The sequence below is a fragment of the Bacillus sp. JNUCC-22 genome (assembly GCF_018861275.1).
In the GTDB taxonomy this organism is placed as follows: Bacteria; Bacillota; Bacilli; order Bacillales; family Bacillaceae; genus Bacillus; species Bacillus velezensis.
Map to the genome: position 1 here is coordinate 2,432,001 of NZ_CP076408.1, position 25,747 is coordinate 2,457,747.

The window sequence follows — 25,747 nt, forward strand, 5'->3', positions numbered from 1 at the left end:
CTCTTTTTTTTACACCGTGTCAGCGGATGCCGTCAAGTGTACGTTCGTATTTTAAAACGGGCTTTCTTGCCGCCTTGGTTTCATCCATTCTTTTGACAACTGTTGTATGCGGCGCTTCCTGAACGATTTCAGGCGATTCCTCCGCTTCCCGCGCAATTTGAATCATGGCATCTATAAACGCATCTAGCGTTTCCTTTGATTCCGTTTCCGTCGGTTCGATCATGATGCTTTCTTCAACATTGAGAGGAAAATACACAGTCGGCGGATGATAGCCGAAATCCAAAAGCCGTTTGGCAATATCAAGCGTTCGTACGCCGAGCTTTTTCTGCCTTCTTCCCGATAACACAAATTCATGCTTGCAATGACGGTCATACGGGAGATCATAATAAGGCGCGAGTCTTCTCATCATATAATTTGCATTTAAAACCGCGTTTTCGGTCACAGCTTTTAAGCCGTCAGGCCCCATGGACCGGATATACGTGTAGGCTCTGACATTAATGCCGAAGTTGCCGTAATAAGGTTTTACACGCCCGATCGACTGCGGCCGGTCATAGTCAAAAGTCAAACGCCCCTCTTTTTTCGTGAGAACGGGTTTCGGCAGATACGGAATGAATTCTTTTTTCACTCCGACCGGACCTGAGCCCGGTCCTCCCCCGCCGTGCGGCCCGGTAAATGTTTTATGCAGATTAAGGTGAACGACGTCAAATCCCATATCTCCCGGTCTTGCTTTACTTAACACGGCATTTAAATTCGCTCCGTCATAATAAAGCTTTCCGCCGGCCTGATGGACGATTTCAGCCATTTCCGTAATGTTTTCCTCAAATAACCCGAGGGTGTTCGGATTCGTCAGCATCAGCGCCGCTGTTTCTTCGTTTACCGCTCTTTTCAAATCTTCAATGTCAACCAGCCCGTGCTCATTTGACTTGACGGTAATCGTTTCAAAACCGGCGACCGTGGCTGATGCCGGATTCGTACCGTGGGCTGAATCAGGGACAATCACCTTCGTCCGTCCGAAGTCTCCCCGCGCTTCGTGATAGGCGCGGATCATCATCAGGCCGGTCCATTCGCCGTGAGCGCCCGCCGCAGGCTGCAGCGTCACCTCGTCCATGCCCGTAATCTCCTCCAAGTGTCCGCTTAAATCGTATAAAAGCTCAAGCGCCCCCTGAACCGTGTCCTCGTCCTGAAGCGGATGAATGGCGGAAAAACCTGCGATCCGGGCAATTTTTTCATTTAATTTCGGATTGTATTTCATCGTACAGGAGCCGAGCGGATAAAAGCCTGAATCAACTCCGTGGTTCCTCTTAGAAAGAGCGGTATAATGCCGCATAATATCGAGCTCTGATACTTCCGGCAGCTTTGCGTCTTCATCGCGGATATAGTCACCGGGAAGAAGGCTTTCAAGCTCTGTTTCCGGCACATCAAGCTCCGGAAGGCTGTAACCGATACGCCCTTCGCGGGACATTTCAAAAATAAGCGCCTGATCTTGATTATTCATGTTGATCCCCCAATCCCGCAATAAGCGAATCGATCTCTTCTTTTGTTCTCAGCTCTGTGACGGCAATGAGCATATGCTGATTCAGTTCCGGATACGCAAGGCCTAAGTCATATCCGCCGATGATGCCGTCTTGCAGGAGCCGCCGGTTTGCTTCCTTGACGGGAAGATTCAGCCTGACGGCAAATTCATTAAATATCGGGCCATCAAATGCTACGTGTAAGCCGGCTTTTTCCGCTTGGCGTCTCGCGTAATCAGCTTTCAATATATTTTGGCGGGCCATGTCTTTGACGCCGTTTTTTCCGAGCGCCGTCATCGCGACTGAAGCCGCTAAAGCATTCAGCGCCTGATTTGAACAAATGTTAGACGTGGCTTTGTCTCTTCTGATATGCTGCTCGCGCGCCTGAAGAGTGAGAACAAAACCTCTTCGCCCGTTTTCATCCTCCGTTTGGCCGACAAGCCGGCCCGGCACCTTTCTCATCAGTTTTTTCGTTACTGCAAAATAGCCGCAGTGCGGGCCGCCGAACGCCGCAGGTATGCCGAAAGGCTGCGCGTCCCCGACGACGATATCAGCTCCGTATGCCCCGGGCGGTCTCAAAATACTGAGCGCGAGCGGGTTTGAAGAAACAATCAGCTGGCTGTTTCCTTTATGTGCGAGCGGCTCAATGTCCTTTAACGGCTCGATTTGTCCGAAGAAGTTCGGATATTGGACGATCACGGCGGCCGTTTCATCACAAACGGCATGTTCCAATGCTTCAAGATCTGTGACGCCGTTTTTCGCAGGCACCTCTACAACCTCAATATATTGGCCCTTTGCGTATGTTTTCAAAACATCCCGCGATTCCGGATGAACGGCTGCGGAAATGACGATTTTTTTCTTTTTCGTATGGCCTGACGCAAGCATCGCCGCTTCCGCCAGCGCCGTTCCCCCGTCGTACATAGAGGAGTTTGCGATATCCATTCCCGTTAATTCACAGATCATCGTTTGAAATTCAAAAATCGCCTGCAGCTCTCCTTGTGAGATTTCAGGCTGGTAAGGCGTATATGCCGTGTAAAACTCTGATCGGGATATCACATGATCGACGATAACCGGCTGGTAGTGATCGTACACTCCTGCGCCCAGAAAAGATGCATATGTAACAGCGTCTTTATTTTTCGCCGCAAGCTTCGTCAGCTCTCTCGTCAGCTCTGTTTCTGATTTTGCTTTTTTAATTTGGTAGTCTTTTTGAAACCGTACATTTTCCGGAATATCGGCAAACAGTTCATCAATTGTTTCTGCGCCGATGGCTTTCAGCATTTCTTTTTTATCCTGTTCTGTCGCGGGCAAATATCGATGCTTCATATGACTCTCCTTTTTCAGCTCTGTTTTGGACGTTTATAAAACGGTGTGCGGACAATCTTCGCTTTTACCGTTTTTTTACGGATTTCCACTTCTACTTCCGTTCCGACTTCACTGAATTCCGTTTTGATTAAGGCAAGGCCGATATTTTTCTTTAAAGTCGGAGATTGCGTGCCTGTCGTGACTTCACCGATCGGAACACCGTCTTTTTTCACGGCGTATCCGTGTCTCGGAATCCCTTTTTCAATCATCTCAAGTCCGACCAGCTTTCGCGGGGCTCCTTTTTCTTTCTGTTCGCGCAATACAGACTTCCCGAAAAAATCGGAATCTTTCTTGTGTTTCACGGCAAATCCGATTCCGGCTTCAATCGGTGTAATATCTTTCGTCAATTCCTGACCGTATAAAGCAAGCTTCGCTTCAAATCTCAGCGTATCACGGGCGCCGAGGCCGCACGGAACGAGGCCTTCATGCTCTCCCGCTGCAAGTATCTCCTTAAATAGATGAACTGCATCTTCATTACGGCAATATAACTCAAACCCGTCTTCACCGGTATAGCCTGTTCTTGAAAGCAGGACTTGTCGTCCGGCAACGTCCGCCCCATCAATAAACGTAAACGGCTTTAAGGAGGACAAATCACATTCAGTCAGCTTCGTAAGAACCGACTGAGCATTCGGCCCCTGAACAGCAAGCAGTGAAATCCCGTCAGACTGATTCGTCAGCGTGACATCGCCTTCCGCATGTTCCGTCAGCCAGGCGATGTCTTTTTCAATATTAGACGCGTTAATCACGAGCAGATAGCAGCTCTCGCTTTTCTGATAGATCAGCAAGTCATCGACCGTACCGCCGTCAGGATAACACATGGCGGTATAAAGCGCGTTTCCCGGCTTTAAATCGGCAACGTCATTTGTCATCATTTTTTGCAGAAAAGACAGGGCGTCTTTACCGGATACTTCAACTTCTCCCATATGGGACACATCAAACAGGCCCGCTTTTGTGCGGACGGCTTCATGCTCCTCTTTAATAGAAGAAAATTGAACCGGCAGCTCCCATCCTCCAAAATCAATCGTTTTTCCGCCGTATTTTTTATACACGTCATAAAGCGGTGTTCGTTTCAGCATCATCTTCCCCCTTCAGTCATTGGCGCATTGTAAAAACATATAAAAAAGGACAGAGAAACACCTCATGAAAATGAAGGTTTCTCTGTCCCGGCACCTGAAAGTTTACTTTATGAACATATCATAAAGACGTCCCCTTTGGTGGCCTGCTTCTTCTAAGTGCAGACACTCTCCAGAGTTGCGTCGAGCAAGAGTTCTTTTGCCTGAGAGATTCACTCCGCAGTTTGCTCCTTCGGCGCCCGGACGCCCATCTTTCGTCCGAGTCTCTCCCCTTGCTGTCATTCGCTCATATTTACCAATTTTATGGACATACTAAAGCAATATCTTTTAGTGAAATCATTACTTATATCCTACCACCCTCATTTACGTCCGGCAACAAAAATTATGATAAATCAGTTTTTTAAAAGAAAGGCGGTTTTGTTACATATGACAGCAGAGATCATATTTGATGCAAACTGGCCGGGAGAGTTTTCTGAGCGGCTGAAAACGGACGGTCCCTGGTCAAATTGGGAGATGTACAAACTGTCGGCTGAAGTCCAGCAGACCCTTGCCATTCCTGAATTTGAAGGGTTGAGGGCTCCTTTATACCTGCCCGATTTCACTCCGCTTCCCCATCAGCTTGAGGTCGCGCAGAAAGTCGTTGAAAAAATGAACGGCAAGGCGATTTTGGCTGATGAAGTGGGGCTCGGAAAAACGGTGGAAGCGGGCCTGATTTTAAAAGAATATATGATTCGCGGGCTGGCCAAAAAAATCCTGATTCTTGTGCCGGCATCACTCGTTTCCCAGTGGGTGAAAGAGCTTCAGGAGAAGTTTTTAATACCCGCTGTTGAACAGAAGAAAAGCTATGTGTGGGAACAGTGCGATATCGTCGTTTCTTCTATTGATACGGCCAAACGCTCGCCTCACAAAGACATTGTGCTTTCTATTCCGTATGATCTCGTCATTATTGACGAGGCGCACAAGCTCAAAAACAGCAAAACGAAAAATTATGAATTTGCGAGAAGTCTTGTGAAGAAATACTGCCTGCTTCTGACGGCGACGCCGATTCAAAACCGGATCGAAGAAATCTTCAATTTAGTGTCACTGTTAAAGCCCGGCCATTTAGGAAACGAAAGCGGATTTCAAGAAACCTTCAATCAGAAGGACGGGATTGACGCTCATGAGCATTTGAAAGAACTCGTCAATAAGGTGATGATCCGCAACACGCGGAGCGACACCGGCCTTACATGGACGAAGCGCCATGTGGAAACAGTGCCGATCACCTTTTCACCGACGGAACAGGCGCTTTACGATGACATCGCCGCACTGAAAAACGGCACGGAAAAGCCCGCAAGCGCATTTTCCATTATGACGCTGCAAAGAGAGTGCTGTTCAAGCAGGGAAGCCGTGTATATGACGCTCAAAAAAATGCTTGACCAAAAAGACAAACAAGCGCCCGCATTCGATGATCAGACGATCGCTAATTTAATGGACCGCATCAATCAAGTCACGCAAAACTCAAAAGCGATTCAAGTTGTTGACTTGATCCAAAAGATTAATGATAAAGTCATTATTTTTACTGAATACAGGGCGACACAGATTTACCTGCAATGGTTCCTTCAGCAGAACGGCATAAGCTCCGTTCCGTTCAGAGGCGGATTTAAACGCGGAAAAAAAGACTGGATGAAGGACCTCTTCCGCGGCAAAGTGCAGGTGCTGATCGCTACAGAAGCCGGAGGTGAAGGGATCAACCTGCAATTCTGCAACCATATTATCAATTATGACCTCCCCTGGAACCCGATGCGGCTTGAACAAAGAATCGGAAGGATTCACAGACTCGGTCAGGAAAGAGATGTCCATATCTACAATATGGCGACAAAACATACGGTGGAAGAGCATATCTTAAAACTTCTGTATGACAAAATTCATTTATTTGAAAATGTCGTCGGAGAATTAGATGACATTTTAACAAAAATCAAAGTGAGCAATTTTGAAGACCATTTGAATGATATTTTATGCCATTCGCTGACAGAGGAAGAAATGAGAATCAAAATGGACAATCTCACCTCTTTTCTGTCGTACGGTACGGAAAATCCCGCCAGAAAAAAAGGATCTTAATCTAAAAGGAGGAATCGCGACATGAGACAGCAGGAGGTTCACGAATTTTTACTGCGCTTTTTTGAAGCGAACCACTGTCCGATTACAGAACACGGGCCGGGTTTTATGACGGTTCAGTTGACGGTCGAGATGGACAAACAAATTATGAACCGCCCGTTTTATTGGCATTGGCGTGAAAAAACGGGCGGCGAACCGAACCCGATGAAGATTACGTTCATCACTGATAAAGAAACGGCTCCGGAGGATATGGACGGCGAATTTATTTACTTTGGAGCCCCGCGCCTCTTTCAAATCTTTCAAGCAGTTAAACAAAATGGGAGATTTACAAGAATATATGAGAAAATTGTATCAGCCGGAGCCAGAGTGCCGCTTCAGCCCTGGCTTGGATTAAATGTAGTGATTTCATACCAATCCGACATGAAAAAAGACAGACTTTTGTCTTTAGGCCTGCATCTTGTTTCTGGAACAATTATAGAAGGGTTTCAGCAGAAGCTTGCACCGCTTCCGCTGACCTCGCAAATATCAGACTATTGCTTTACCATATCGCCGATGATTAAGCCGGAAAGCGGAATTAAAAGAATGGAGCATTACTTAAAAGACGCTGCCGCCAAAGAGCCGTCAGCCTGGGCAGACAGCGCGATCGCCAGATGGAAAAAGGACCTCGGGCTGCTCGATCAGTTTTATGAGCAGACAGAGGAAAAACCTGAGGAATACCATTTGGAAAAACAAGCGCTGAAAGCCTTATATCAGCCGAAAATTCACATTCAGATTGAAAACGGCGGTTTATTTTTCCTGCAAAGTAATTTTTCTGGATAAGCGTTATCCATTCGACACCTTTCCCGTTTTTTCTGGAAATTCTATATTATAATAAAAGTATATAGAAAAAATTTCTGGCGTTTCGCATGCGATGAATCACTTCCAGACATGTAAAGATAAGGTCATGGGCGGATTGGCTGAAATACATAAACAAGTATTTTAGGAGGAGAAAATGCATGAAAAATGCAAAAATGGAATTTTCGCAATTAGATAAGGAATGGGTTGAGCTGATATTAGAAGCCCAAAAAGCAAATATCAGCCTAGAAGAAATACGCAAATACCTGCTTTCGCATAAAAAGTCTTCTCAACATATCCAGGCAGCCAGAAGTCATACCGTAAATCCTTTCTGAATGTGCTATAATATCACAAGGAAGGTGATGACATTGATTGGCCAGCGTATTAAACAATACCGAAAAGAAAAAGGCTACTCACTATCAGAACTAGCTGAAAAAGCTGGGGTAGCGAAGTCTTATTTAAGCTCAATAGAACGAAATTTACAGACGAACCCCTCCATTCAATTTCTCGAAAAAGTCTCCGCTGTTCTGGACGTCTCGGTTCATACTTTACTTGATGAAAAACATGAAACCGAATACGATGGTCAATTAGATAGTGAATGGGAGAAATTAGTTCGCGATGCAATGACATCCGGGGTATCAAAAAAACAATTTCGTGAATTTTTAGATTATCAAAAATGGAGAAAAGCGCAAAAAGAGGAGTAGTGCCGCCATATGTGCACAACTCCTCTTTTAACTGTCCGACTTTCGGATTAGTTTTTATCCTCACTGTGAGCCTTTTCATTTTCCTTGACGTAACCGTCTTTATCCGTATGATCTTTCGTAATGGTCAAGCCGTTCCATTGCGTTGCTTCAAAAGAGAATTGAAGAGAAATCGCATTGCCTTGGAACTTGTTTTGCACACTTAATCCGTCCGCAGTTTTTGCGGTGTCATTTTTAAATTTGATTTCCATTCTCACCTGATCATAATCAGCAGGCGTTTTCGGAACTCCGTCGTACTCAGGAGCTGTTTTGCCGTTAATGGTTGCTACATTGACTTTTCCGCTCTCACTCAGGAATTTCGGATCAATGTGCTTGCTGATCGCTTCGGCAGCTGCTTTATCCTGTTTTGTTGACATTAAGTATAAGTCTTTCAGGCTGGCCGCCTTCAAAATGATATTTTTAGGATAGCCGTTGCCCCCTTCTTTGCCGACTGTCAGAACCGTAATTTCAAACTGGCTGAGGAAATCCTCCGCAGATTCATTTCCTTTCTTTGCTCCTTTAAAGTCAGTAAAATTCAAAGCCATCAGCACTTCTTTAATGGCAAGTGAACCGTTGTTTCTGAATTCGAAATCTTTCGTCAATTTATCGCCTGGTTTTAAGTTTGACAAATTGACATTGGCTGATTGTTCTTTAGCCGATAAATCAAGTGTTCCTGACGCAAATGTAGCGTCTGTCGACTTCACATCATTAAATGCGGCCCATGTGCCTCCTCCTACTAATGCTAAACCGAGTGCGGCTGAGGCAACGCCCAAGCTTAATTTCTTTTTCATACCCATGTTTGTACTCTCCCCTTACTTTTTAGTTTTGTTATCAAATCCTGTCGCCAGGTTGCAACCGTATTCATGTGGAGATGGTTCCCTTTTTCGCATGTTCTTCCAGCGCTTTCGTTTTCCGCTCAATATCGCGGAGGGCGCTGACAATGACTGTTATGGAGTAAATCAAAAGCATGACGCCGGGAACGATTAACAGAATCGCCGTTCCGATCGGCTGGCTGGCCAAATGGATGACATATCCGGCATACGGAAGCTGATATCCCGTATACTGGGCCGCCACTTTTTCAGCTTGAACGGGTGCGGCATCCGGGGCGGCATTATGATCCCCTTTTGTCTCAAACAGCAGGTTCCCGTCCTTTTTTGTGATCCCGATTATTCTGTGTGTGACGGCTGTTCCGTCATCTTGCGTAAAGGTGATCACATCCCCTTTTTCTAAGTCATTCACGTCAGAAATTTTCTTTACCGCTATGAGCGAACCCGTCTTAAATTCCGGGTCCATTGAACCCGACAGCACGGATTTCAGCGTATAGCCGAAGATGGCCGGCTCACCCCCGGAAGCCCGGGTCGAAATCACCGTTAACGTCAGCACAATAATCAAACTGAAGATGACGGCATACAAAATATTACTGATCAGTTTCAGCGTTTTTTTCATGTTCTTCCCCGCTTTCTTTTACCGGCTCTGCCGGCTCTTTCTCCGTTTTCTTTAGGTCGGAAACGGTCGCCTGTTCCCGGCATTTGACGAGTTTCATTGGTTTTGACCACTCAAATTTTTCTTCGTCCGCCGGATACCCTTCAGGCTTGTAAACCTTGAATGCGTATATGCCCGGCTTCAAAGACCGCTTTGACTCAATTTTATAAATCGTTTTGCTTTTTTTATCAGTAATAAGCCCTTTATCCACAACATTGCCGTTTCGTAAAGGCTGCTGCTGAGAAGCGATTTTATGGAGCTCCCATTTCCAGTCAGAAACAGTCCGCTCTTTTCCCTTATTCTCCAGCTCGGCATAGAGCTGAAGCGGCGCACACACGGTGCCTGACGTATCAGTTTGATTTGTTATATGTAAATCACTTTGATCCCAGCGTTCGTCATAACGGCAATCGTCATCCGTATATTGAAAATCTCCGCATGTTTGAACCGGGAGACTGAAGCTTTTCACATCATTGAAGGAGGAACTTGTATCACCTGTGAACTGAGCACATATCGTCACGGACAGGCAAAAAATGAACGAAAGCCGTAACAATAGCATCATCCGCCATCTCACCTTGCCCTTTTTTTCCATTCGCAACAATCGGAACATGCCTTACCCCCTGTAAAACTGTTAATAAATATGACAACCGTTCTCTTTAAAGAACTGTATGAACAAAGTATAATCAAGGATTATCGTCTTGAAAAATGTCAAAATCGGTCAAATTGTTCGTTTTTAAGAATGGTATCTTTCAAAAACATCGTTTTACTTCAAATTACACACCTTTTTGGAATTTTTTCTAATAAAACGTGAGAAAATAACGAGGTGCTTAGAACAAAATGGAAAGTATATACAGCGAAAGGACGAAGAATGATGATCAAACAAAGTCTGATTTGCCTTTCTCTTCTTGTTTTCGGGGTTTCAGGAACAGCTCAGGCGGAAACGGTGCCTTATTATGCTGTTCACCATCAATCAAAATGGGAAAAGTTAGCAGAAAAAGAAGCTAAAAAAAGATATCCGCTCGCCCAAACGTTATTTATTCAAAAGGTGTGGGATCGGAAAAGAACGGACGAAGCAGTCAAGCAATACCACTTGACATTGCGGGATGGCGCAAAAGAATTTGGCGTGTTTGTTACGATTTCTTTTAATCCCTACAGCCAAAAGGTAAATAAAATTGCCGTCATTGAGGAATACCAATAAGGCCCTCCTGTATCAGGAGGACCTTTCGTGTGATTCAACTTTATTTTTTCCGCTGCATCCACAGCTTAAAACTGTACGGCAATATTCCGAACCAGTGCTGAGAAGCCGGCACTTTCTTTTCTTTCCGCACTTCTTTTCGCTCTCTCCGTTCCTGTTTCGGCGTATCGAAATATTTAACGAATTGCTCAGTCATATATTTTACATAATCATTAGTTTTCACGGCTCTCACCTCATAGTGCTGTCTTTACTATGAAGTGTTGTCCCGCCGCCTCTTTTTTATACTTCCGTCCATTGAATCAGCTGTTTCTTCTTCTGATCGAACAAAAGGTGAGCCTCCCGTCTCGTGCCTGTCCTGGTTTCCGCCAGAATTGTAACCTGAACCGTTTCCCGGCGATCACTCCCCGTGATGTGAAAAGAAACGGTGCCATACGGAAAACGCTGTGTACCAGTTCGGGCCTTTTTTCCCTGTGCCATATGGCGGCTTGACAGCAGCGCGCCGTTTTGGAGCAGGTTCTCTCCGATCCAGTACTCCCCTGCCTCTTTTGCAAATGTTTTTCGGGTGATGAAATCAGATGAAGTATAGCTGATGACAAGTAAAACTGCGGCAGAAACAAACAGAACCGCGGGATATATAAAACCGTCAGATTTGTACATTTAATCACCTTTAAAAGAGCTATAAACCGGAATGACCGCCTGCTTCTTTTTACCTGCAACGCTTGAGATCTCTAATAAGATCAGGCCGTTTTTCACATCAGCCGTTAATGATGCCGCGTTTTGCAGGATCGGCACGTGGCCTTTTCCGTTTACTCTTTTCCTTATCATCTTATGATAAATTTCAAAACGCACTTCTTCGCCTCCTGTTTTCCGGCATGCTAACGCCCGTCCGCCGTCCGCCGGCTTCACAGTCTCAGCCTGTTTACATTCGTTCATGATCTGCTGAACGGCAATTTGATGCTCCCGGCTGTCTAATCCGCCGTTATCGGCACGGTTTGATAAAAACAGATGTAAAATCGGGCCCAGGGTTCCTGATAGGAAAAGACAGACTCCTAAGGAGAACAAAACATTAAGAAGCGTAAAGCCAGTCTGTTTTGAGAATACTGAGGCACATTTCTTTTTCACCGCGGTCAGCCGCACACACTTTGTAATACTCACCATCCTCCTTCCACTTCACATCGGGAGACGGCGGCTTTTTTCCGGTCATCATATAAGTGCTGATATGTTTCTGAAGAAGCTGGTACGCTTCCTGGCGATCTTCTATTTTCAGACCATCTGTCAGCATGTCCGTCCAGACCGGAATGATAGACGTCATAAGGAACAGCCAAATGGCCATTGCTGATAGTGTTTCAATAGTAGAGAACCCCTTATTTCCGTTTAGCATGGACATTTCCGCTCCCTAAGTAAACTGTTATCTCATAGGTGAACCCGGCGCTCTTCAATTGAATCTTTCCTCCCGAATTCGGATGGCCTTTTTCGTTAAATTCAAGGCTCTCCGGTAAAGTCACAAGTGTAATATGAAGCGAATCAAAAGAACGCTCGACAATCCTTCCGCCTGACTGCAGTTTGTATTTATGCTCTTTTGGAAGAAAAGTGATTTTTGTTCTTTTATGTTCTGCGATAGCCGTTTCCTGAGCAAGCTGAATATCTTTTTGGAGCTGTTCTGTTTTTTGCCGCACGGCAAGGTGGGTGCAGACCGGCGGAACCGTCGTGAACAAAACCGTCAGCAGGACGGACGCCAGGCTTAACACAATCAGGCTTTCAAGAAGGGTAAACCCATTTTCTGTCCGTCTGTTATTGTTCAACTGTAACTTCTCCGCCACTAATTAAGATCTGTTTACCATTCGGGCAGGCTGTATTCTTTTTGATATACCCCTCTGATTGTAAATCGTTCATATCCGGCATTTTACCTTCATGATCGATTTCGTAAGCCGTCACTTGGGCTTTCACCATATTCTGCAGTCCTTCACAGCCTTTACGCTGAATGCTTTGATTATGTTTTGTAACGTTAGGAATGGTAATTAAAAGCAGAATGGAAACGATAAATAAAACGATCAGCATTTCAATTAAAGTAAATCCATCTTGATTTTTCAGACGAAGCACTCCCTTACATTTGGTTCATCATCTGGTACATCGGCATCAGCATTGACATGTAGACAATTAAAATCATACCGGCTACAACACCGTAAATGACAGGCTGGAGAATGCCGGTATACTTCGCCGCGTTTTGTTCAAGACGCTCCATCATAAACTGGCTGTACGTATAAAGTTCGCGGTGAAGCCGGCCGTTTGCCTGTCCGTGGCTGACTGCAGCCGCAAGGTCTTTTTCATAACACGGATGCCCGGAAAGAGCGGATTCTATGGTTTCTCCGGCTTTCAGACGTGTAATGAGCATCTCTGCTTCTTCACGATAAAAAGGCAGAAAAGATTGTTCTTTAAAAGCTGTTAAGCTGTCATAGATAGAAAGGCCGGATTTCAGAAGACTGCTGAGCTGTAAAGAGAAAAAGTAGCTGTTAAAAAGAACGGCCGCTTTTCCTAAGAGGGGTATTTTTACAACAATGAGCATTTTATCTTGCGGGGATTTTTTCTTACATAAGAACCAAACGTACAAAAACAAGCAGAAAGCGGCGGACAGCGCCAGTGCGCAGGCTTCATGAAAATGCCGAAAAAACGCAAAGATGAAAGCAGTCGCACCGGATGTATTCATATTCATTGATTGATAAATCCCAGAAAACTGCGGAATAATTAAACTTTGCAGGATATAAAACATGACACAGACGGAAGATATTAAAAACATCGGATACCGGAGCATTTTTTTGATTTGATTCGTCTGTATGAGCTTTCTCTGTAACAAGTCGCCGCTTTGTTTCATCGCCCCCGGCAATTCTCCGTGTTTCTCTGCGAAATAGCAGATAGAGACGGCTTCTTTATGAAAAGACAGTGCCTCAAGCACTTGGTAAAACGCATCACCTTCCCTCAGCCGGCGGATTCCGTCCGTCAGCTCTGCAAGCTGACGTTTATGCAGCTGGAGTTTCAGCAGTCTGAGCCCTTCAATAAGACTGTATCCTTTTTCCGTCATTTCACCGAGCCTTTTCAAAAAAGCTGCTTGATCCTTCAACGGCCAGGTTCGTTTAATCTGCTTCATGATACACCCACCGATCGTAATTGTCGGTCGTGACATAGCCGAGCGCGATTCCTTTTCTGATCAGCCTGCGGAGCGTCTGATATTGAAAATTGGCGTGCTCTCCCTTTGCTTCCTGAAAGCATTGGGTGAGGTTTTTCCCGTAGAGCAGTTCATAAATGCCCGCACGGCGTGTCTCCCTGTACATCCGGCAGTACACGGAACAGTTTTCCTCTTTGCAGAACGGACATGTTAAATCAACCAGACGCTGAGCGGCAATAGCAATGACGGTTTGTTCAATTTCTGTCATATTCACGCCGAACTCCAGCAGCCTGTATATGGCGCCCTTAGCATCTCTTGTATGCAGGCTTGAAAGAACGAGGTGTCCCGTCATGGCCGCGCGGACTGCGATTTCAGCCGTCTCGGCATCCCTGATTTCCCCTAAGATGATCATATCGGGATCATGTCTTAAAATCGCTTTTAAACCGGCGGAATATGTGACTCCGGCTTTTTCATTCACCTGAACTTGCAACACATCCTCATCTCTTGTTTCTACGGGGTCTTCAAGCGTGACAATACGCCGGTTGAAATGCCTTTTTGCATAGTTGACAAGAGAGTAAAGAGTGGTCGTTTTTCCAGATCCGGTGGGACCGGTAAACAGAAGCAGGCCGTGCGAATGCTTCAGAAAGGACAATAATGCGGCGCCCGCCCCCCGAAATAAGGACAATTTATCCAGAGGGGGAATCTGCCGCTTAGGCAAAAGCCTGATGACAAGACTTTCATCATTCATTGTCGGCAAGGTTGACATTCTCAAATGAACGGTTTCCGTCGGAAGCGGCAGAGACAATGACCCGTTTTGCGGCTTACGTCTTTCTCCTATATCCATGGCCGATAAAAACTTAAAATGAGAAATAAGCCTTACGCATTCCTCTTTTTTTAAGACTCTTTTTTTCACAAGAGCATGGCCGATGCGAAAATGAATGAAAGCATCCTTTTCTCTCGGCACAATGTGTATATCTGAAGCCCTTGCCGTATAGGCCTCGTTTATGATGTTCCTGCTGCATGTTTCAATATTTTTCACAAGACTTCCCTCCTTCCGCACGTATTGTAAATCAGATACACAAAAGCCGGCAAAGGAGAGATTATGCGTTTTACAGTGTGTAAAACGCAAAAAAATAAAAAATAAGCCCCCTGACTTTGATTTACCGAATGAAATCGGGAACCATTCGGCCATTTTCATCCAGCCATCAAAAAAAGCAGGCGTTTGCCTGCTCTTCTTAGCGTTTCTTTTCTTTCCGCAAATATTTTTTTTGATGCTCCCTCAAAATGTCCCCAGTCCAGCCTTTCTGCCGCAGATAAATATAAATCAGCAGGGTTGATACAATAATGAGCACGATGGAACAAATATACGCATATTTCCAATGAAGCTCCGGCATGTTATCAAAGTTCATCCCCCAGAGAGCTCCAAGCGCCGTCATCGGTGTAAAGAGAGTTGTAAAGATCGTCAAGGCTTTCACAATTTCATTTCCTCTTTGGGAGGTAATGACTTCCTCGGCGTGCAGCAGATTGCTCAATTCCTGATCAAACTCATTGATATATGTAATTCCTCTTTCCATCTTTTGATGAGCTCTGAGGTAATCTTTCTGCCTGTCATTTTTCGGGAGAAAAGCTTCTTTTAAAGCCATTTCTACTTTTTTAGCCCCCAGTGTAAGGCCTTTCCAAATGAATAGCTCATGTCGCAGTTTATGCACATTTTCCAAGATTCCTTTGCTGTTGTCATCATGAATCTGCCATTTCAGCGTCCGCTGCTTGACTTCAAATTCATCCAGTCCGATCAGATAGGAATTCATCAGCTCTCCCAGCAGAACAAAAAAGCCTTCAATCGGATTTTCACAGGTTTGAATCTGTTGTGTGGCATGCTTTTCTTTTACACCGCGCAGCAGCGAAAAATCAAAATTAATTGTAAAAAAGAATTCTCTCGTAATATAAAAGTGAAATACGGTATGGTTTTTTTCATCATCTAATCCTTGATGATAGATTAAAGAACCGAAAACCGCTTCATTATTCTGATCATTTGTATCTGAGCGCAGAAAGTTTATATGATTTTCATGTTCAAACCACTTTTCGCATTGCGGCCAGTGATTGTGATGGATCATTTTTTTCGCTTCCGTTTTTTCATGCGGACCGAGCTGGTACCACAGCCAGTCCGCTCCCGAATGTACCTTCATCTCTTGTCATCCTCCAGTATCGCTTTCTTGTTTTATTACCGTAAATGAAGCAGGCTAAACCAGGTTCGATGTTTGAGCAGCTTTCTACAGTGGTATTATTCCGAAAAAAGGGAGGTGCAAGCCTTCCTTCGCGGAAGGCGTTACATTGTATATCATCAAACTATCTGCCATCGTACTATTTATTTTATTAACGGCGTGTTTTGTCGCCATAGAGTTTTCAATCGTTAAAGCAAGGCGCTCCCGCATTAATCAGCTCATTGAGGAAGATGTAAAGGGAGCAAAAGCAGCCAAGCATGTCATTACACACCTCGATGAATATTTATCGGCGTGCCAATTGGGCATCACCGTCACCGCTTTGGGAATCGGCTGGCTGGGTGAACCGACAGTCAAAGCAATGCTTCAGCCGTTATTTTTAAAGACCGGAGTTCACGAAGCGGTTGCCCAAGTACTGTCATTGATCATCGCCTTTCTGCTGGTTACATATGTGAATGTCGTTATCGGCGAACTCGCCCCGAAAAGTTTTGCTATCCAAAAAGCCGAGCGGATTACACTTTTGTCTGCCAGACCGATGATTTTGTTTTATAAGTTAATGTTTCCGTTCATCTGGCTGCTCAATCATTCCGCCCGCCTGATTACAGCCATGTTCGGCTTGAAGCCTGCCTCCGAACATGAAATGGCTTATACGGAAGAGGAATTGCGGGTGCTCCTTGCCGAAAGCTATCGAAGCGGCATGATCAAAAAAAGCGAGCTCCATTACGTAAATAACATTTTTACATTTGATAAGCGCACTGCCAAAGAAATTATGGTGCCCCGGAATGAAATGGTGAGCCTGCCGTTAGACAGCGGATCGGGACATATGCTCCGGGACATTATTAAAACAAATAAATATACCCGGTATCCCGTAGTAAAAGGAGATAAAGATCATGTAGTCGGCATCATCAATATAAAAGAAGTTTTATTCAGATTCCTGTCAGAAGGAGCGGCGTTTACAAAACACGAACTCAGCCCTTACATCCAGCCGGCAATCCATGTGATAGAGACGATTCCGATTTATCAATTATTCGTTAAAATGCAGCGGGAACACGCCCATATGGCCATTCTCATTGATGAGTACGGCGGAACCGCGGGATTAGTAACGGCGGAAGATATCATTGAAGAGATCGTCGGCGAAATCCGCGACGAATTTGATACGGACGAAACACCTTCCGTTCAAAAGCTTGGGGAGAACCGCTATCTCCTGAACGCCAAATTGCTGATCAGTGACGCCAATGATGTACTCGGAACAGAGATTACGGCTGATCAAGTCGATACACTCGGGGGCTGGTTTCTTACTCAGCATATTGACGCGAAGCCCGGGAGCACCATTGATTTTGAAGGCTACACGTTTACGGTAAAAGAAATCGACAGCCATCATATCATTACGATTGAAGCTGACAAAGCTGAATAGCTGAGGGAGAAATCCCTCCCGGCCATTCAGCTTTTTATCATCTTAATGATTCTTTTACGATAAATCCGTTTTTTGCCAGTGCTTTCGCCAGACTCTGCTCCGTTTTCACCTGAGAAAAATCGATGCCGAGCTTCACGACGGTCTGCGCGATTTCCGGCCTGATGCCTGAGATTGTCGTTTCTATGCCAATAAGTTTTGTGCTGTCAATCACTTTAAAAATCTGATAAGCGACCATCGTATCCACAATCGGCACACCTGATATATCTAAAAATAAATAAGAAAGACGGAGTGAAGAACATTGATCAAGCACCGATTCCAAAATCATTTTTGCCCGGTAGGTGTCAATTTCACCGACGAGCGGCAAAATTCCAATACCGTCGGCAATCGGCATAATCGGCGCGCTTAGTTCGTTAATCATTTCTTTTTGGGCGTTTAATTGTGTAACCGTCACTTTATAATATTCCTCTGTAAACACTTCAATCATATGGTCAATTGCTTTGTTCAGCTTCTCCCCCCAATGGAATACCGCATTCGCCCCAGGCTTCTCAGACATCGTTTCACAGCATGTCTGTATGCGGTTCCAGACCAATCTCCGGAATTCTTTAAAGCTCGTGACGCTTTCATAGACCGGTACTTCATGGACGGCCCGGTCCCTTGCGAACTGAAGCGCCCATTTTGTCAGCTCCTCTTCCCCGCCGTCTTTTTCCGATAGAATGCCGGCAACGATTTCAATTAACAGACGGTGCTGCATTTCCGCTTTCTGATCATCTGAAGGCCGCCCCGATTTTGGTATGAGCAGCCACTGGCGTGTGATTTCACCTGATTCTTCAATTAAGGTTCGAGATAATGTTTCATTCAAATGTTTCACAGGTCTCCTCCATTCAAATTCCTTTGTATGTATAAATCGGCGCCTGACGCACATACTGTAATTACATCCGATGGGCTATAGCCAAGCGGTAAGGCAATGGACTTTGACTCCGTGATCGTTGGTTCGAATCCAGCTAGCCCAGTCCCGCAACCGCAAAAAACGAAGATTAGCTGATAAATTTGATCAGCGGATCTTCGTTTTTCTCTTATGATACAGATTGATGTACCGTTTTTTTCTTCGTCAGCTTCATCAGTTCTCCTGGATTGTATCCGATAACGAGCTTATTGCGATCGATCAGAATCGGACGCCGCAGCAGTTTCGGCTTCTCAGTCAAAAGCTTCAGCACTTCATTTACAGTCATTTCTTCAATGTTCAGGTTGAGGTTTTTAAATGTTTGGCTTCTCGTCGCCAATATTTCATCAATTCCTTCGGTCGTTAATGATAGGATCTGCTTCAATTCATCAATTGTCGGTGTCTCCCTGAATAGATGGCGCTCTTGAAAGTCAACATTGTGGGCTTTTAACCAATGTTTCGTTTTTCGGCATGATGTGCAGCTCGGGTATGAATAAAAAATAAGTTCTTTCATTTTTAAAAATTCCTCCCTCGGATAATCCGTCTCTTTGTTAACATAAGTACCCTGAACTTTTTTTCATTAAACATATTTCAAAAAGATTTTTCGGATCTTTTTCAGAGGGCGGCATAAGATATAAAACACAGGGAAAGACATAAATTCCACAATAAATATAATCATGAAAATGTTTACATTTTGAGTGCCGATCTATTATAATAAACTTCAGATAGACTCTCGGGAGGGGATAAGGAATGAATCGCATGTTCCGGGTGTTAGGATTTTGGACGGGGATATTTGCAGTCATGTTTTTTTTAGGGGGCATGAAAGACGCTTCTCTTTTGTTTTTTGGACAGACGATCTTTTTCGTATTTCTTTCTTATTTGAATCTGACTGAGCGGATGTATATTTATATTTTCGGAGCTTACTTAACCGTATTTTTCGCCGGATTTACATATTACTCTATTTTTATTATGACACCGGGCGGCGGAACCCACTGACAGAAAAAGACAGACCGATTATGGTCTGTCTTTTTTCATTTACAGTGAAAAACCATTGATAAACGGGTTTCGCTCCTGCTCTGTCTGAATATCCGTTTCCGGCCCGTGCCCGCTTAACACAAGTGTATGTCCGGGAAGCGTGAGCAGTTTTTGATGAATGGAATCAAGCAATACGTCCTGACTTCCGCCGTGTAAATCAGTTCGGCCGATGCCTCCCTGAAAGAGCACATCACCTGAAATCACCAGATCCGCGTCCTTCACATAATAAGAAACGCTTCCCGGTGAATGTCCCGGCGTAAACAATGTCTCCAAATGGAAAGGCCCGATGTCCAATATGCCGTCGCCTTCAATCAGCCGTTCGGCGGGCCGTGCCGTTACGGCGATGCCCCGCAATATGCCTGATCCGTTTAAGGAAGAGTCCTCCAGCCACTTTTCTTCATTTTTGTGAAGATATACGGGAACATCCCATCTGTCTCTTACTTCGTCAAGCGCGCCGATATGGTCAAAATGGGCGTGCGTCAGTAAGATGGCCAGCGGCTTCAGATTGTTTTCTTTTATGTAATTGTTGATTTTGTCCGCTTCTCCGCCCGGATCAAAAATAAGACAGGACTGATCCTCACTGACAAGAAAATACGCGTTTGCCTGAATCGGACCGGCCGGCATTCGTCTCCATTTCACTTTCATCACCTCTTTATGTATATGCCCTTATTATGAAGGTTTTCTGCGGAAGATTCAATGAATGCGGCCGGGAAAACGCTATCGACAAACAAAATGAAAACGGTTAAAATGAAATGGAAAGATTTTCAGGTTCCAATGACAAAGGAGGAGCATGATGTTACTTGTTGTAATCTTCGGCCTTGTCGCATTATTAGCTGTATTAGGAGTCCTGCGGGCTGTCAGACAGAGAAATATCTTGGGATTTTTGTTAGCCGCCGCCACGTTGGGCGTGTTTGGCTGGTTTACCGTAATGACCGTTGTAACCAGCGGCTATCCGACTGCACATTAAAAGCCTGTATCCAATGGATACAGGCTTATTTTTTATTGCTGCAAATGTTTGCTGACACTTTTGATTTTGCTCTCCAGTGTCGTTTCTTTATCACGTCTGTCATCAATGCGGATATTTGTCGCCACTCTGTGCAGCCCTTTTTGGAACGGGGCTTCGTGAATGTCCTGAATGACTGCGAATAAGTCGCTCAGCTCACCTTCAATCAAAGTGTTCATCGGCGTGAGCTGAAATTTGATCTTGCCGGTAGCTTTGTAACCCTCCAAAATGTTTTGCACATCCGCTACATACTCACTGACGCTCGGTGTTTTTGTTCCGATCGGAATGATTGTCACATCTGCAATTGCCATTTGGTTCAAACTCCTTTTTCATTTGTTATGATTGGTTCTGTCATGCCTGTTTTCAGTGAAATCAGACGGTCATACGTAAAGCCGTATAAAGCGTATTCCCCGTTCGGAGAGATCTGAATCGGCTCCATTTCCGTGTTTTTGAGCACCGTCCGCTCCCGTTCATCTCCTAAGTCAAAGCTGATCAGATTGTAAGAGCGGCCTTCAGGCTTGAATATGTAAAACCGCTTGTGTGTCTGATCGTAATCATATTCCATCGGCGCAAAGCTCTGATACTTTTTTTGGAGAGGAAAGCGGTGCGTCACGGATGCCGGCTTTTGGAAAAGGAACTCGCCGTCTCCGTCCGATTGATCCGTTTGTCTGACGGCAATCGTCATGCCCGGGCGGGAATCGGCCCAGATGACGTGATGAAGCACTCTTTTTTCTTTTTTTGTCTGCAAGTCATAAGAATATAAAGGACCCTCTTCCTCCGTTTTTCCTTGCTTGATATATTGGAATTCATCAGTGGAGGTCCAATGGACAAAAGGAGCCTGAACGGGACTCTTTTTTAAAATGCCGTTGTTCATATCGGCCGTATAGGCAGTGAAATCCCATGTTTCAGTAAAAACGGTAATCATCATTTGATACGGGTCATACGGATTCCAAGCCGTCTCCAGTTCATAAGAGTTAAAGGCTTTGTGATAAAGTCTTTTCCCCTGCTTGTTCATAAGCACAAGCTCAGTCTGACCGCTGCTTGTCACCTGTACGAGAATCAGCTGTTTTTTCCGGCTGATCTTTACATTGACAATATTGCCCTTTGTTTCATAGAGCCGTTCGGATTTTCCGCTGAAAAGATCATATTTCATCAGCTGATGATGTGCTGTATACAGGATCGTTCTGTTATCCAGCCATCCTTCCGTTTTCTCCGCTTCCTTTTTACTGAGCGGAACGATTTTCTGTTCTGCCGATTTTGCCGAAACGCCTGTGTCTTGCTGCTGATGAGATGGTTCACAGGCCGCTAAACACAGAACGAATGCGGACAGCAGAACACAAACCAAGTATCTCACCAGCCTTCCCTCCATTCTTTTCTATTGTCCCATATTTGTTTATGTAAACAAATGAGAAATTTCACAGATGTCTCAAAAAACAAGCGACCTCCACAAAATACCTTCCGTCGCTTGATAAATATCAGCAAACTGATGAAAAGGCAAAGGGTTTTTTCCCTTCCCGAGCTCAATGGTATAGCCCTCTTTTCCATACTCCTGTATAAACCAATCCCTAAAACCCGCATGGCTGTCAATGGTTTTAACGCCTTGATAGCGGTTTCCGCTTATCGCTTCAAACTCCCGAATCATCCGGGATGATTGCTCCGGTTCACATTCTTCGTATCCCCAATAAATCTCTTCTCCCTGCGTATGAAGAGCGATCAGCCGGTCAGGCGGCTGCTCCGTTATCAGCCGGTGCATCGCCTGCGCCTCCGGTTCAGTGAGCGGCGCCGTCCCCGGAAAATCACGGTATGAAGGGGCCTTCGGTTTGCGCCTCTGTTCAATATCCCAATTGGATGGGAAATGTTTATTTAAATCCACACCGTTTATATTCGCCTTCCATTCGCGGAAATCCGGGCGGTGCTCATTTAATTGATTAAGAAATTCATTTTTTTCTGATAAATCTTCACATCCGTAAAGTACGAGATCAACACCGTCGGGATTAACGAGCGGAACGAATGACAATGATGTCAGGCTGAATATATCAAGCGCAGAGTGCCCGAAAACGGTTTTATTTTCGCATAATGCCGCGCAATATTCTTTACACCATTTAAGCGCGACCGAGGTGGTGATCCATTCATTGGCATGAAATGAGGCGTTTACATGGACTTTTCTTTCGGCCGTATCCGCACCTATTTTCAGCTCATATAGCGGCTTTCCCAATACCGAACTGCCGATTTTACGGCACGTGACAAACGGAAAGACATCCGTTATTTTCTCAATTTCTTCATAAACCGATTGGGAGCCGTACACCTTTTCTTCCTTCACCCATTGATCAGCGGAAAGAATCCTTTCACAGTTCCGGATGTATCGCGAAAGCCCGCTCAGCGTCTCAAGCGGCGGACCCTCTGACTGCCCGCTCACGGCAAAGCCGGGACAAAATAATTCATCGTTTTCCGCCGTTTTATCAGCGGCTTTCAACAGTTTTTCATCAATTGAAAGCACCTTTGCAATATCTGTCATATGCTGCTTCAATTCAGGTTTGACACGAATTCCCGCCATGTTCATCCCCCTTTTTTAAAAACTATATGACAGGGGAGATAAAAAAAGAAAGCCGCCCGCGATATGGGCAGGCAGACTTTCTTCAGCAGTTTTGATGTTTGAGCCATTCATTTTTGGCAATCCACGCACCGCCGATGACTCCGGCGTCATTTCCAAGTGCCGCAATCGAAATATCGGCCGCTTCCGCAGAACGCGGGAACGCGGTGATTTTGAAAGTCTCTTCCACTTTTGACCGCAGGATTTCGCCCGCTTTAGATACGCCTCCGCCGAGCACGATTTTCGTCGGGTTCATGGCGCTTGCCAGATTTCCGAGCACGAGGCCTAAATGTTTTGCGACATAATCGACGACTTCAAGCGCTGTCTTATCCTGCTGTTTAGCCGCTTCGAACACGTCACGTGCCGTCAGATCGCGCACTTGTAAGAGCGAAGAGTCGGAAACCGCCGCAAGCTTTTCTTTCGCGATGCGGACGATGCCTGTTGCAGACGCAATCGTTTCGATGCAGCCGGATTTTCCGCAGTTGCACGGAGCTCCTCCTTCCGGAATACTGCAAATATGACCGATTTCTCCGCCGGCCCCGTTTTTACCGTGGACGATTTCTCCGTTGACGATGATGCCTCCGCCGACTCCGGTTCCGAGCGTCACTAAAATGACATCTTTAGCCCCGTCACCTGCACCCTTCCACATTTCTCCGAGCGCTGCGATATTGGCATCGTTTTCAATGACGGCCGGAATACCCGTTTCCGCCTCGAGATGGTCTTTCAGCGGATAGTTTTTCCACCCCATATTTGTCGTCTCATAGACCATCCCCGTCGTCATTTCCACGGGTCCGGGCGCTCCCATTCCGATCCATTTTACGATCCGTTTCGGCTTGTTCAGTTCTTCCAGCTTCTGGTCAAGCGCTTTGGCGATCGTGACCGTAATTGTGTTTCCTGATTTATCGGTCGGAACTTCCCATTTATGCTGAATTTCACCGTACATGTTGATAAAGGCCAGCTTGATGGTTGTTCCGCCAAGATCAATCCCCGCAAACCATGTATCTTCCATAATAATCTCCTTTTCTTATTAAAATCCTGCTGTGTTATCTGCCTTTGATCCGCTCCGATTCTCTCTGAAGAACTCCGGCGGCTTTTTGCCATAATTCTCTTTCAATCACGTTTGACAAGTACATTTCCTTTAATTCATCTTTCATAAAGTCAATTTCGGCTTGTCTGTCACCGAAATAAACGATATGTCCGAATGACTTAAACAGCTGCTGCACGTCATAAAATGAATTCATCTTCTTCACCATTTCTATTCTTCTTAGTATAAGCGTATTTCATCACTGATCCGGGCGTCAAGCAAAAAACGATTGGAGAAAATATCCTTGTATTATTTTCATAAATTGTATATTCATAATTGTAAAAAAACACTCATTTATGCGTTTTTCTGTTACAATACTTTCGTGCCCAAAAGCACAAAAGGATTAAAGTTTGATGGGGTGTTGTTTTGAAACAAGAAAAAAGGCTGACGTTCATCTCAGCCATCAGTTTATTTGTCTTGATGTTAGCAGTCATTATTTCCTGCCTGTTTTTCTTTCATACAGAGCCGCATATGCCGCTGTTCTTTTGCGTCATTATTCTGTCTCTGGCAGGTTTGTGGCTCGGTTTCTCGTGGGACAGTCTTGAAAAAGGAATTGTCAGCGGATTGAAAAACGGTGTGCAGCCGATTATCGTGCTGGCTTTGATCGGTGTGCTGATCGGCGCCTGGATGTACAGCGGCGCCATTCCCACCGTCACCGTTTACGCTTTGTCAATTATACAGCCGAGTCAGCTGCTTTTGACCGCATTATTTTCCTGCATGATTATCAGCACGCTTGTCGGCTCAAGTCTGACAACTGTCAGTACAATCGGCGTCGCGCTGTTAGGGGTAGCAAGCGCGGCGGGAGTTCCGCTCGAATGGACGGCGGGAGCAGTCATTTGCGGGGCTTGTTTCGGTGATAAAATGTCACCGATGTCCGACACGACGAATTTTGCCGCCGGAATCGGCGAAATTCCGATTTTTAAGCATATTCGCCATATGATGGGCACTACCGTTCCGGCACTGCTGATCACGATTGTTCTTTTTTATATTCTCGGTTCATCGGTTTCAATAAATGCCGCTTCAACGCAAAATATTGATGCGGTCATTTCCGGAATAAAAGAGGCCGTGCACGTTACGCCTTGGTCGCTTCTTTCACCTCTGTTGGTGATCATTTTAGCTGTGAGACGGGTTTCCGTGATTCCGGTGCTTACCGCCGGTATTATTTCCGCAGGGCTTCTGACTGCTGTTTTTATTCCTGACAGCAGCATTCAAGGATTTATATCCGCCCTGCAAAGCGGGACGGCGTTTAAAACCGGCGACCAGGCTGTGGCCAGCATTATCAACAGAGGCGGGCTCCAATCGATGATGGGATCAGTCTCTCTGATCATGATCGCCTTTGCGCTCGGCGGCCTGATGGAAAAAACGGGCCTGATCGCGGCGCTGCTTCAAGGATTGATAAAAGGCGTGCATACGAAAGGACGTCTTATCATGGCGACCGTCTTCTCAAGTATAGGCGTAAACCTTGCGACAGGTGAGCAGTATTTGTCGATCTTAATTCCGGGTCAATCTTATAAACCATTATATGACAAACTCAGCATTAAGCGGATTCACCTTGCGCGGTCGCTTGAGGACGGCGGAACATTGATCAACCCGCTGATTCCCTGGGGAGTAAGCGGCGCTTTTATGGCAAGCGCATTAGGGGTTTCTGTCATCGACTACCTGCCGTTTACCTTTTTCCTGTACATTTCTCCTATGATCTCAATTCTGCTCGGTTTCCTGAAAAAAAGCTGACAATACGAGAAAACCTGCCGTTTTTTACCGGCAGGTTTTCTTATGCAAAAAATCCCGCTGAAAAACGGGATTTGTTTAAAATGCCTGCTGAATGAATTTGTTTCTGATAAACGGTATTTTTAAAAAGAAATGAATGAATGACCGTCTGATCCCCGGCTGGCTGAGCACGCTGTTCATCAGACGGTAGCGGTTTTGGTAAACGGCTAAAACAGATACGGCGCATAATGAGTAGATCAACAATTTTTTCATCTTATCCCTCCTGCCCCTATCGTTTGTCAAACAG

The 25,747-nt window shown here is 45.3% G+C and carries 33 protein-coding genes, 1 tRNA gene and 1 riboswitch; of the genes, 10 read left to right on the forward strand and 24 right to left on the reverse strand.

Annotated features, from left to right (window positions below):
* Nucleotides 1-19: 19 nt before the first annotated feature.
* Genes gcvPB through gcvT form a run of 3 tightly spaced genes read right to left on the reverse strand, consistent with a single transcriptional unit; the run spans nucleotide 20 to nucleotide 3,949 of the window.
* Nucleotides 20-1,495 (reverse strand): aminomethyl-transferring glycine dehydrogenase subunit GcvPB, encoded by a 1,476-nt coding sequence (gene gcvPB / locus JNUCC22_RS11600; RefSeq protein WP_015417807.1) that lies wholly within the window; start codon nucleotides 1,493-1,495, stop codon nucleotides 20-22.
* On the reverse strand, nucleotides 1,488-2,834 hold the full coding sequence (gene gcvPA / locus JNUCC22_RS11605) for an aminomethyl-transferring glycine dehydrogenase subunit GcvPA (RefSeq protein WP_108655006.1): 1,347 nt from the start codon (nucleotides 2,832-2,834) through the stop codon (nucleotides 1,488-1,490). Before gcvPA ends, gcvPB begins: the two co-directional genes overlap by 8 nt.
* A 14-nt stretch (nucleotides 2,835-2,848) precedes the next feature.
* Nucleotides 2,849-3,949: a glycine cleavage system aminomethyltransferase GcvT gene (gcvT, locus tag JNUCC22_RS11610; protein WP_216061742.1), complete on the reverse strand. Its 1,101-nt coding sequence runs from the start codon at nucleotides 3,947-3,949 to the stop codon at nucleotides 2,849-2,851.
* Between the two features lie 178 nt (nucleotides 3,950-4,127).
* Nucleotides 4,128-4,228: riboswitch (glycine riboswitch) on the reverse strand.
* Nucleotides 4,229-4,372: 144 nt separating this feature from the next.
* Here gcvT and JNUCC22_RS11615 point away from each other — a divergent pair.
* From JNUCC22_RS11615 to sinR, 4 genes are all read left to right on the forward strand, one after another.
* Nucleotides 4,373-6,043 (forward strand): DEAD/DEAH box helicase, encoded by a 1,671-nt coding sequence (locus JNUCC22_RS11615; RefSeq protein ID WP_108655005.1) that lies wholly within the window; start codon nucleotides 4,373-4,375, stop codon nucleotides 6,041-6,043.
* 21 nt (nucleotides 6,044-6,064) lie between these two features.
* Entirely contained in the window at nucleotides 6,065-6,859 is a 795-nt protein-coding gene (locus JNUCC22_RS11620) for a YqhG family protein (protein WP_015240204.1), read from the forward strand.
* A 176-nt stretch (nucleotides 6,860-7,035) separates the two neighbouring features.
* Entirely contained in the window at nucleotides 7,036-7,209 is a 174-nt protein-coding gene (gene sinI, locus JNUCC22_RS11625; protein WP_003153105.1) for an anti-repressor SinI, read from the forward strand.
* Between the two features lie 33 nt (nucleotides 7,210-7,242).
* Nucleotides 7,243-7,578, forward strand: coding sequence for a transcriptional regulator SinR (sinR, locus tag JNUCC22_RS11630; RefSeq protein WP_003153104.1), 336 nt, complete (start codon nucleotides 7,243-7,245; stop codon nucleotides 7,576-7,578).
* A 47-nt stretch (nucleotides 7,579-7,625) separates the two neighbouring features.
* Here the strand turns inward: sinR and tasA are convergent, their stop codons facing one another.
* The 3 genes from tasA to tapA all read right to left on the reverse strand — a co-directional run bounded on the left by tasA (nucleotide 7,626) and on the right by tapA (nucleotide 9,703).
* Nucleotides 7,626-8,411 (reverse strand): biofilm matrix protein TasA, encoded by a 786-nt coding sequence (gene tasA / locus JNUCC22_RS11635; protein WP_044802563.1) that lies wholly within the window; start codon nucleotides 8,409-8,411, stop codon nucleotides 7,626-7,628.
* Nucleotides 8,412-8,475: 64 nt separating this feature from the next.
* A complete protein-coding gene (gene sipW / locus JNUCC22_RS11640; protein ID WP_015240205.1) occupies nucleotides 8,476-9,060 on the reverse strand; it encodes a signal peptidase I SipW in 585 nt (194 codons plus the stop codon).
* Entirely contained in the window at nucleotides 9,032-9,703 is a 672-nt protein-coding gene (tapA, locus tag JNUCC22_RS11645) for an amyloid fiber anchoring/assembly protein TapA (protein ID WP_095352946.1), read from the reverse strand. The genes sipW and tapA overlap by 29 nt, the downstream gene beginning before the upstream one ends.
* Before the next feature lie 258 nt (nucleotides 9,704-9,961).
* On the opposite strand from tapA, the gene JNUCC22_RS11650 reads away from it, so the two are divergent.
* Complete coding sequence (locus JNUCC22_RS11650; protein ID WP_038459175.1) at nucleotides 9,962-10,291, forward strand: DUF3889 domain-containing protein; 330 nt, start codon at nucleotides 9,962-9,964, stop codon at nucleotides 10,289-10,291.
* A 40-nt stretch (nucleotides 10,292-10,331) separates the two neighbouring features.
* Here the strand turns inward: JNUCC22_RS11650 and JNUCC22_RS11655 are convergent, their stop codons facing one another.
* The 9 genes from JNUCC22_RS11655 to JNUCC22_RS11695 all read right to left on the reverse strand — a co-directional run bounded on the left by JNUCC22_RS11655 (nucleotide 10,332) and on the right by JNUCC22_RS11695 (nucleotide 15,634).
* Nucleotides 10,332-10,511 carry a YqzE family protein gene (locus JNUCC22_RS11655; protein WP_003153093.1) on the reverse strand — a complete coding sequence of 60 codons (180 nt, stop codon included), beginning with the start codon at nucleotides 10,509-10,511 and terminating at the stop codon, nucleotides 10,332-10,334.
* Between the two features lie 56 nt (nucleotides 10,512-10,567).
* Entirely contained in the window at nucleotides 10,568-10,945 is a 378-nt protein-coding gene (gene comGG, locus JNUCC22_RS11660) for a competence type IV pilus minor pilin ComGG (protein WP_216061743.1), read from the reverse strand.
* Nucleotides 10,946-11,446 carry a competence type IV pilus minor pilin ComGF gene (gene comGF / locus JNUCC22_RS11665; RefSeq protein WP_252729700.1) on the reverse strand — a complete coding sequence of 167 codons (501 nt, stop codon included), beginning with the start codon at nucleotides 11,444-11,446 and terminating at the stop codon, nucleotides 10,946-10,948.
* Nucleotides 11,355-11,669 carry a competence type IV pilus minor pilin ComGE gene (gene comGE / locus JNUCC22_RS11670; RefSeq protein WP_174738084.1) on the reverse strand — a complete coding sequence of 105 codons (315 nt, stop codon included), beginning with the start codon at nucleotides 11,667-11,669 and terminating at the stop codon, nucleotides 11,355-11,357. Before comGE ends, comGF begins: the two co-directional genes overlap by 92 nt.
* Entirely contained in the window at nucleotides 11,653-12,090 is a 438-nt protein-coding gene (gene comGD, locus JNUCC22_RS11675; protein WP_007612572.1) for a competence type IV pilus minor pilin ComGD, read from the reverse strand. The genes comGE and comGD overlap by 17 nt, the downstream gene beginning before the upstream one ends.
* Nucleotides 12,080-12,388: a competence type IV pilus major pilin ComGC gene (gene comGC, locus JNUCC22_RS11680; protein WP_014418376.1), complete on the reverse strand. Its 309-nt coding sequence runs from the start codon at nucleotides 12,386-12,388 to the stop codon at nucleotides 12,080-12,082. Before comGC ends, comGD begins: the two co-directional genes overlap by 11 nt.
* 4 nt (nucleotides 12,389-12,392) lie before the next feature.
* On the reverse strand, nucleotides 12,393-13,430 hold the full coding sequence (gene comGB / locus JNUCC22_RS11685) for a competence type IV pilus assembly protein ComGB (protein WP_216061744.1): 1,038 nt from the start codon (nucleotides 13,428-13,430) through the stop codon (nucleotides 12,393-12,395).
* On the reverse strand, nucleotides 13,417-14,487 hold the full coding sequence (comGA, locus tag JNUCC22_RS11690) for a competence type IV pilus ATPase ComGA (protein ID WP_216061745.1): 1,071 nt from the start codon (nucleotides 14,485-14,487) through the stop codon (nucleotides 13,417-13,419). Before comGA ends, comGB begins: the two co-directional genes overlap by 14 nt.
* Nucleotides 14,488-14,683: 196 nt before the next feature.
* Entirely contained in the window at nucleotides 14,684-15,634 is a 951-nt protein-coding gene (locus JNUCC22_RS11695) for a magnesium transporter CorA family protein (protein ID WP_032874012.1), read from the reverse strand.
* A 145-nt stretch (nucleotides 15,635-15,779) separates the two neighbouring features.
* Between JNUCC22_RS11695 and JNUCC22_RS11700 the strand changes: the two genes are divergently transcribed.
* Nucleotides 15,780-17,081 carry a hemolysin family protein gene (locus JNUCC22_RS11700; protein ID WP_043020784.1) on the forward strand — a complete coding sequence of 434 codons (1,302 nt, stop codon included), beginning with the start codon at nucleotides 15,780-15,782 and terminating at the stop codon, nucleotides 17,079-17,081.
* Between the two features lie 37 nt (nucleotides 17,082-17,118).
* Here JNUCC22_RS11700 and JNUCC22_RS11705 read toward each other — a convergent pair whose 3' ends face one another.
* A complete protein-coding gene (locus JNUCC22_RS11705) occupies nucleotides 17,119-17,949 on the reverse strand; it encodes an STAS domain-containing protein (RefSeq protein WP_029326073.1) in 831 nt (276 codons plus the stop codon).
* Between the two features lie 71 nt (nucleotides 17,950-18,020).
* Between JNUCC22_RS11705 and JNUCC22_RS11710 the strand changes: the two genes are divergently transcribed.
* Nucleotides 18,021-18,091, forward strand: a tRNA-Gln gene (locus JNUCC22_RS11710).
* A gap of 63 nt (nucleotides 18,092-18,154) precedes the next feature.
* Here JNUCC22_RS11710 and JNUCC22_RS11715 read toward each other — a convergent pair.
* Nucleotides 18,155-18,535, reverse strand: coding sequence for a Spx/MgsR family RNA polymerase-binding regulatory protein (locus JNUCC22_RS11715; RefSeq protein WP_003153079.1), 381 nt, complete (start codon nucleotides 18,533-18,535; stop codon nucleotides 18,155-18,157).
* Between the two features lie 236 nt (nucleotides 18,536-18,771).
* On the opposite strand from JNUCC22_RS11715, the gene JNUCC22_RS11720 reads away from it, so the two are divergent.
* A complete protein-coding gene (locus JNUCC22_RS11720; protein WP_003153078.1) occupies nucleotides 18,772-19,017 on the forward strand; it encodes a DUF2626 domain-containing protein in 246 nt (81 codons plus the stop codon).
* Between the two features lie 39 nt (nucleotides 19,018-19,056).
* Here the strand turns inward: JNUCC22_RS11720 and JNUCC22_RS11725 are convergent, their stop codons facing one another.
* Nucleotides 19,057-19,695 (reverse strand): MBL fold metallo-hydrolase, encoded by a 639-nt coding sequence (locus tag JNUCC22_RS11725; RefSeq protein WP_003153077.1) that lies wholly within the window; start codon nucleotides 19,693-19,695, stop codon nucleotides 19,057-19,059.
* A gap of 154 nt (nucleotides 19,696-19,849) precedes the next feature.
* Between JNUCC22_RS11725 and JNUCC22_RS11730 the strand changes: the two genes are divergently transcribed.
* Nucleotides 19,850-20,023 carry a DUF2759 domain-containing protein gene (locus tag JNUCC22_RS11730; protein WP_003153076.1) on the forward strand — a complete coding sequence of 58 codons (174 nt, stop codon included), beginning with the start codon at nucleotides 19,850-19,852 and terminating at the stop codon, nucleotides 20,021-20,023.
* A gap of 32 nt (nucleotides 20,024-20,055) precedes the next feature.
* On the opposite strand, the gene JNUCC22_RS11735 is transcribed toward JNUCC22_RS11730, so the two are convergent.
* From JNUCC22_RS11735 to JNUCC22_RS11755, 5 genes are all read right to left on the reverse strand, one after another.
* Nucleotides 20,056-20,370, reverse strand: coding sequence for an MTH1187 family thiamine-binding protein (locus JNUCC22_RS11735; RefSeq protein ID WP_216061746.1), 315 nt, complete (start codon nucleotides 20,368-20,370; stop codon nucleotides 20,056-20,058).
* Between the two features lie 5 nt (nucleotides 20,371-20,375).
* Complete coding sequence (locus tag JNUCC22_RS11740) at nucleotides 20,376-21,413, reverse strand: YqgU-like beta propeller domain-containing protein (protein WP_020956082.1); 1,038 nt, start codon at nucleotides 21,411-21,413, stop codon at nucleotides 20,376-20,378.
* A gap of 72 nt (nucleotides 21,414-21,485) precedes the next feature.
* On the reverse strand, nucleotides 21,486-22,613 hold the full coding sequence (locus JNUCC22_RS11745) for a M14 family metallopeptidase (protein WP_216061747.1): 1,128 nt from the start codon (nucleotides 22,611-22,613) through the stop codon (nucleotides 21,486-21,488).
* Between the two features lie 82 nt (nucleotides 22,614-22,695).
* On the reverse strand, nucleotides 22,696-23,658 hold the full coding sequence (gene glcK / locus JNUCC22_RS11750) for a glucose kinase GlcK (RefSeq protein WP_003153068.1): 963 nt from the start codon (nucleotides 23,656-23,658) through the stop codon (nucleotides 22,696-22,698).
* A 34-nt stretch (nucleotides 23,659-23,692) separates the two neighbouring features.
* Nucleotides 23,693-23,902 (reverse strand): YqgQ family protein, encoded by a 210-nt coding sequence (locus JNUCC22_RS11755; protein WP_007408313.1) that lies wholly within the window; start codon nucleotides 23,900-23,902, stop codon nucleotides 23,693-23,695.
* Between the two features lie 197 nt (nucleotides 23,903-24,099).
* On the opposite strand from JNUCC22_RS11755, the gene nhaC reads away from it, so the two are divergent.
* Nucleotides 24,100-25,464: a Na+/H+ antiporter NhaC gene (nhaC, locus tag JNUCC22_RS11760; protein WP_216061748.1), complete on the forward strand. Its 1,365-nt coding sequence runs from the start codon at nucleotides 24,100-24,102 to the stop codon at nucleotides 25,462-25,464.
* Between the two features lie 75 nt (nucleotides 25,465-25,539).
* Here the strand turns inward: nhaC and JNUCC22_RS11765 are convergent, their stop codons facing one another.
* Complete coding sequence (locus JNUCC22_RS11765; RefSeq protein ID WP_007408311.1) at nucleotides 25,540-25,713, reverse strand: hypothetical protein; 174 nt, start codon at nucleotides 25,711-25,713, stop codon at nucleotides 25,540-25,542.
* Between the last annotated feature and the right edge of the window lie 34 nt (nucleotides 25,714-25,747).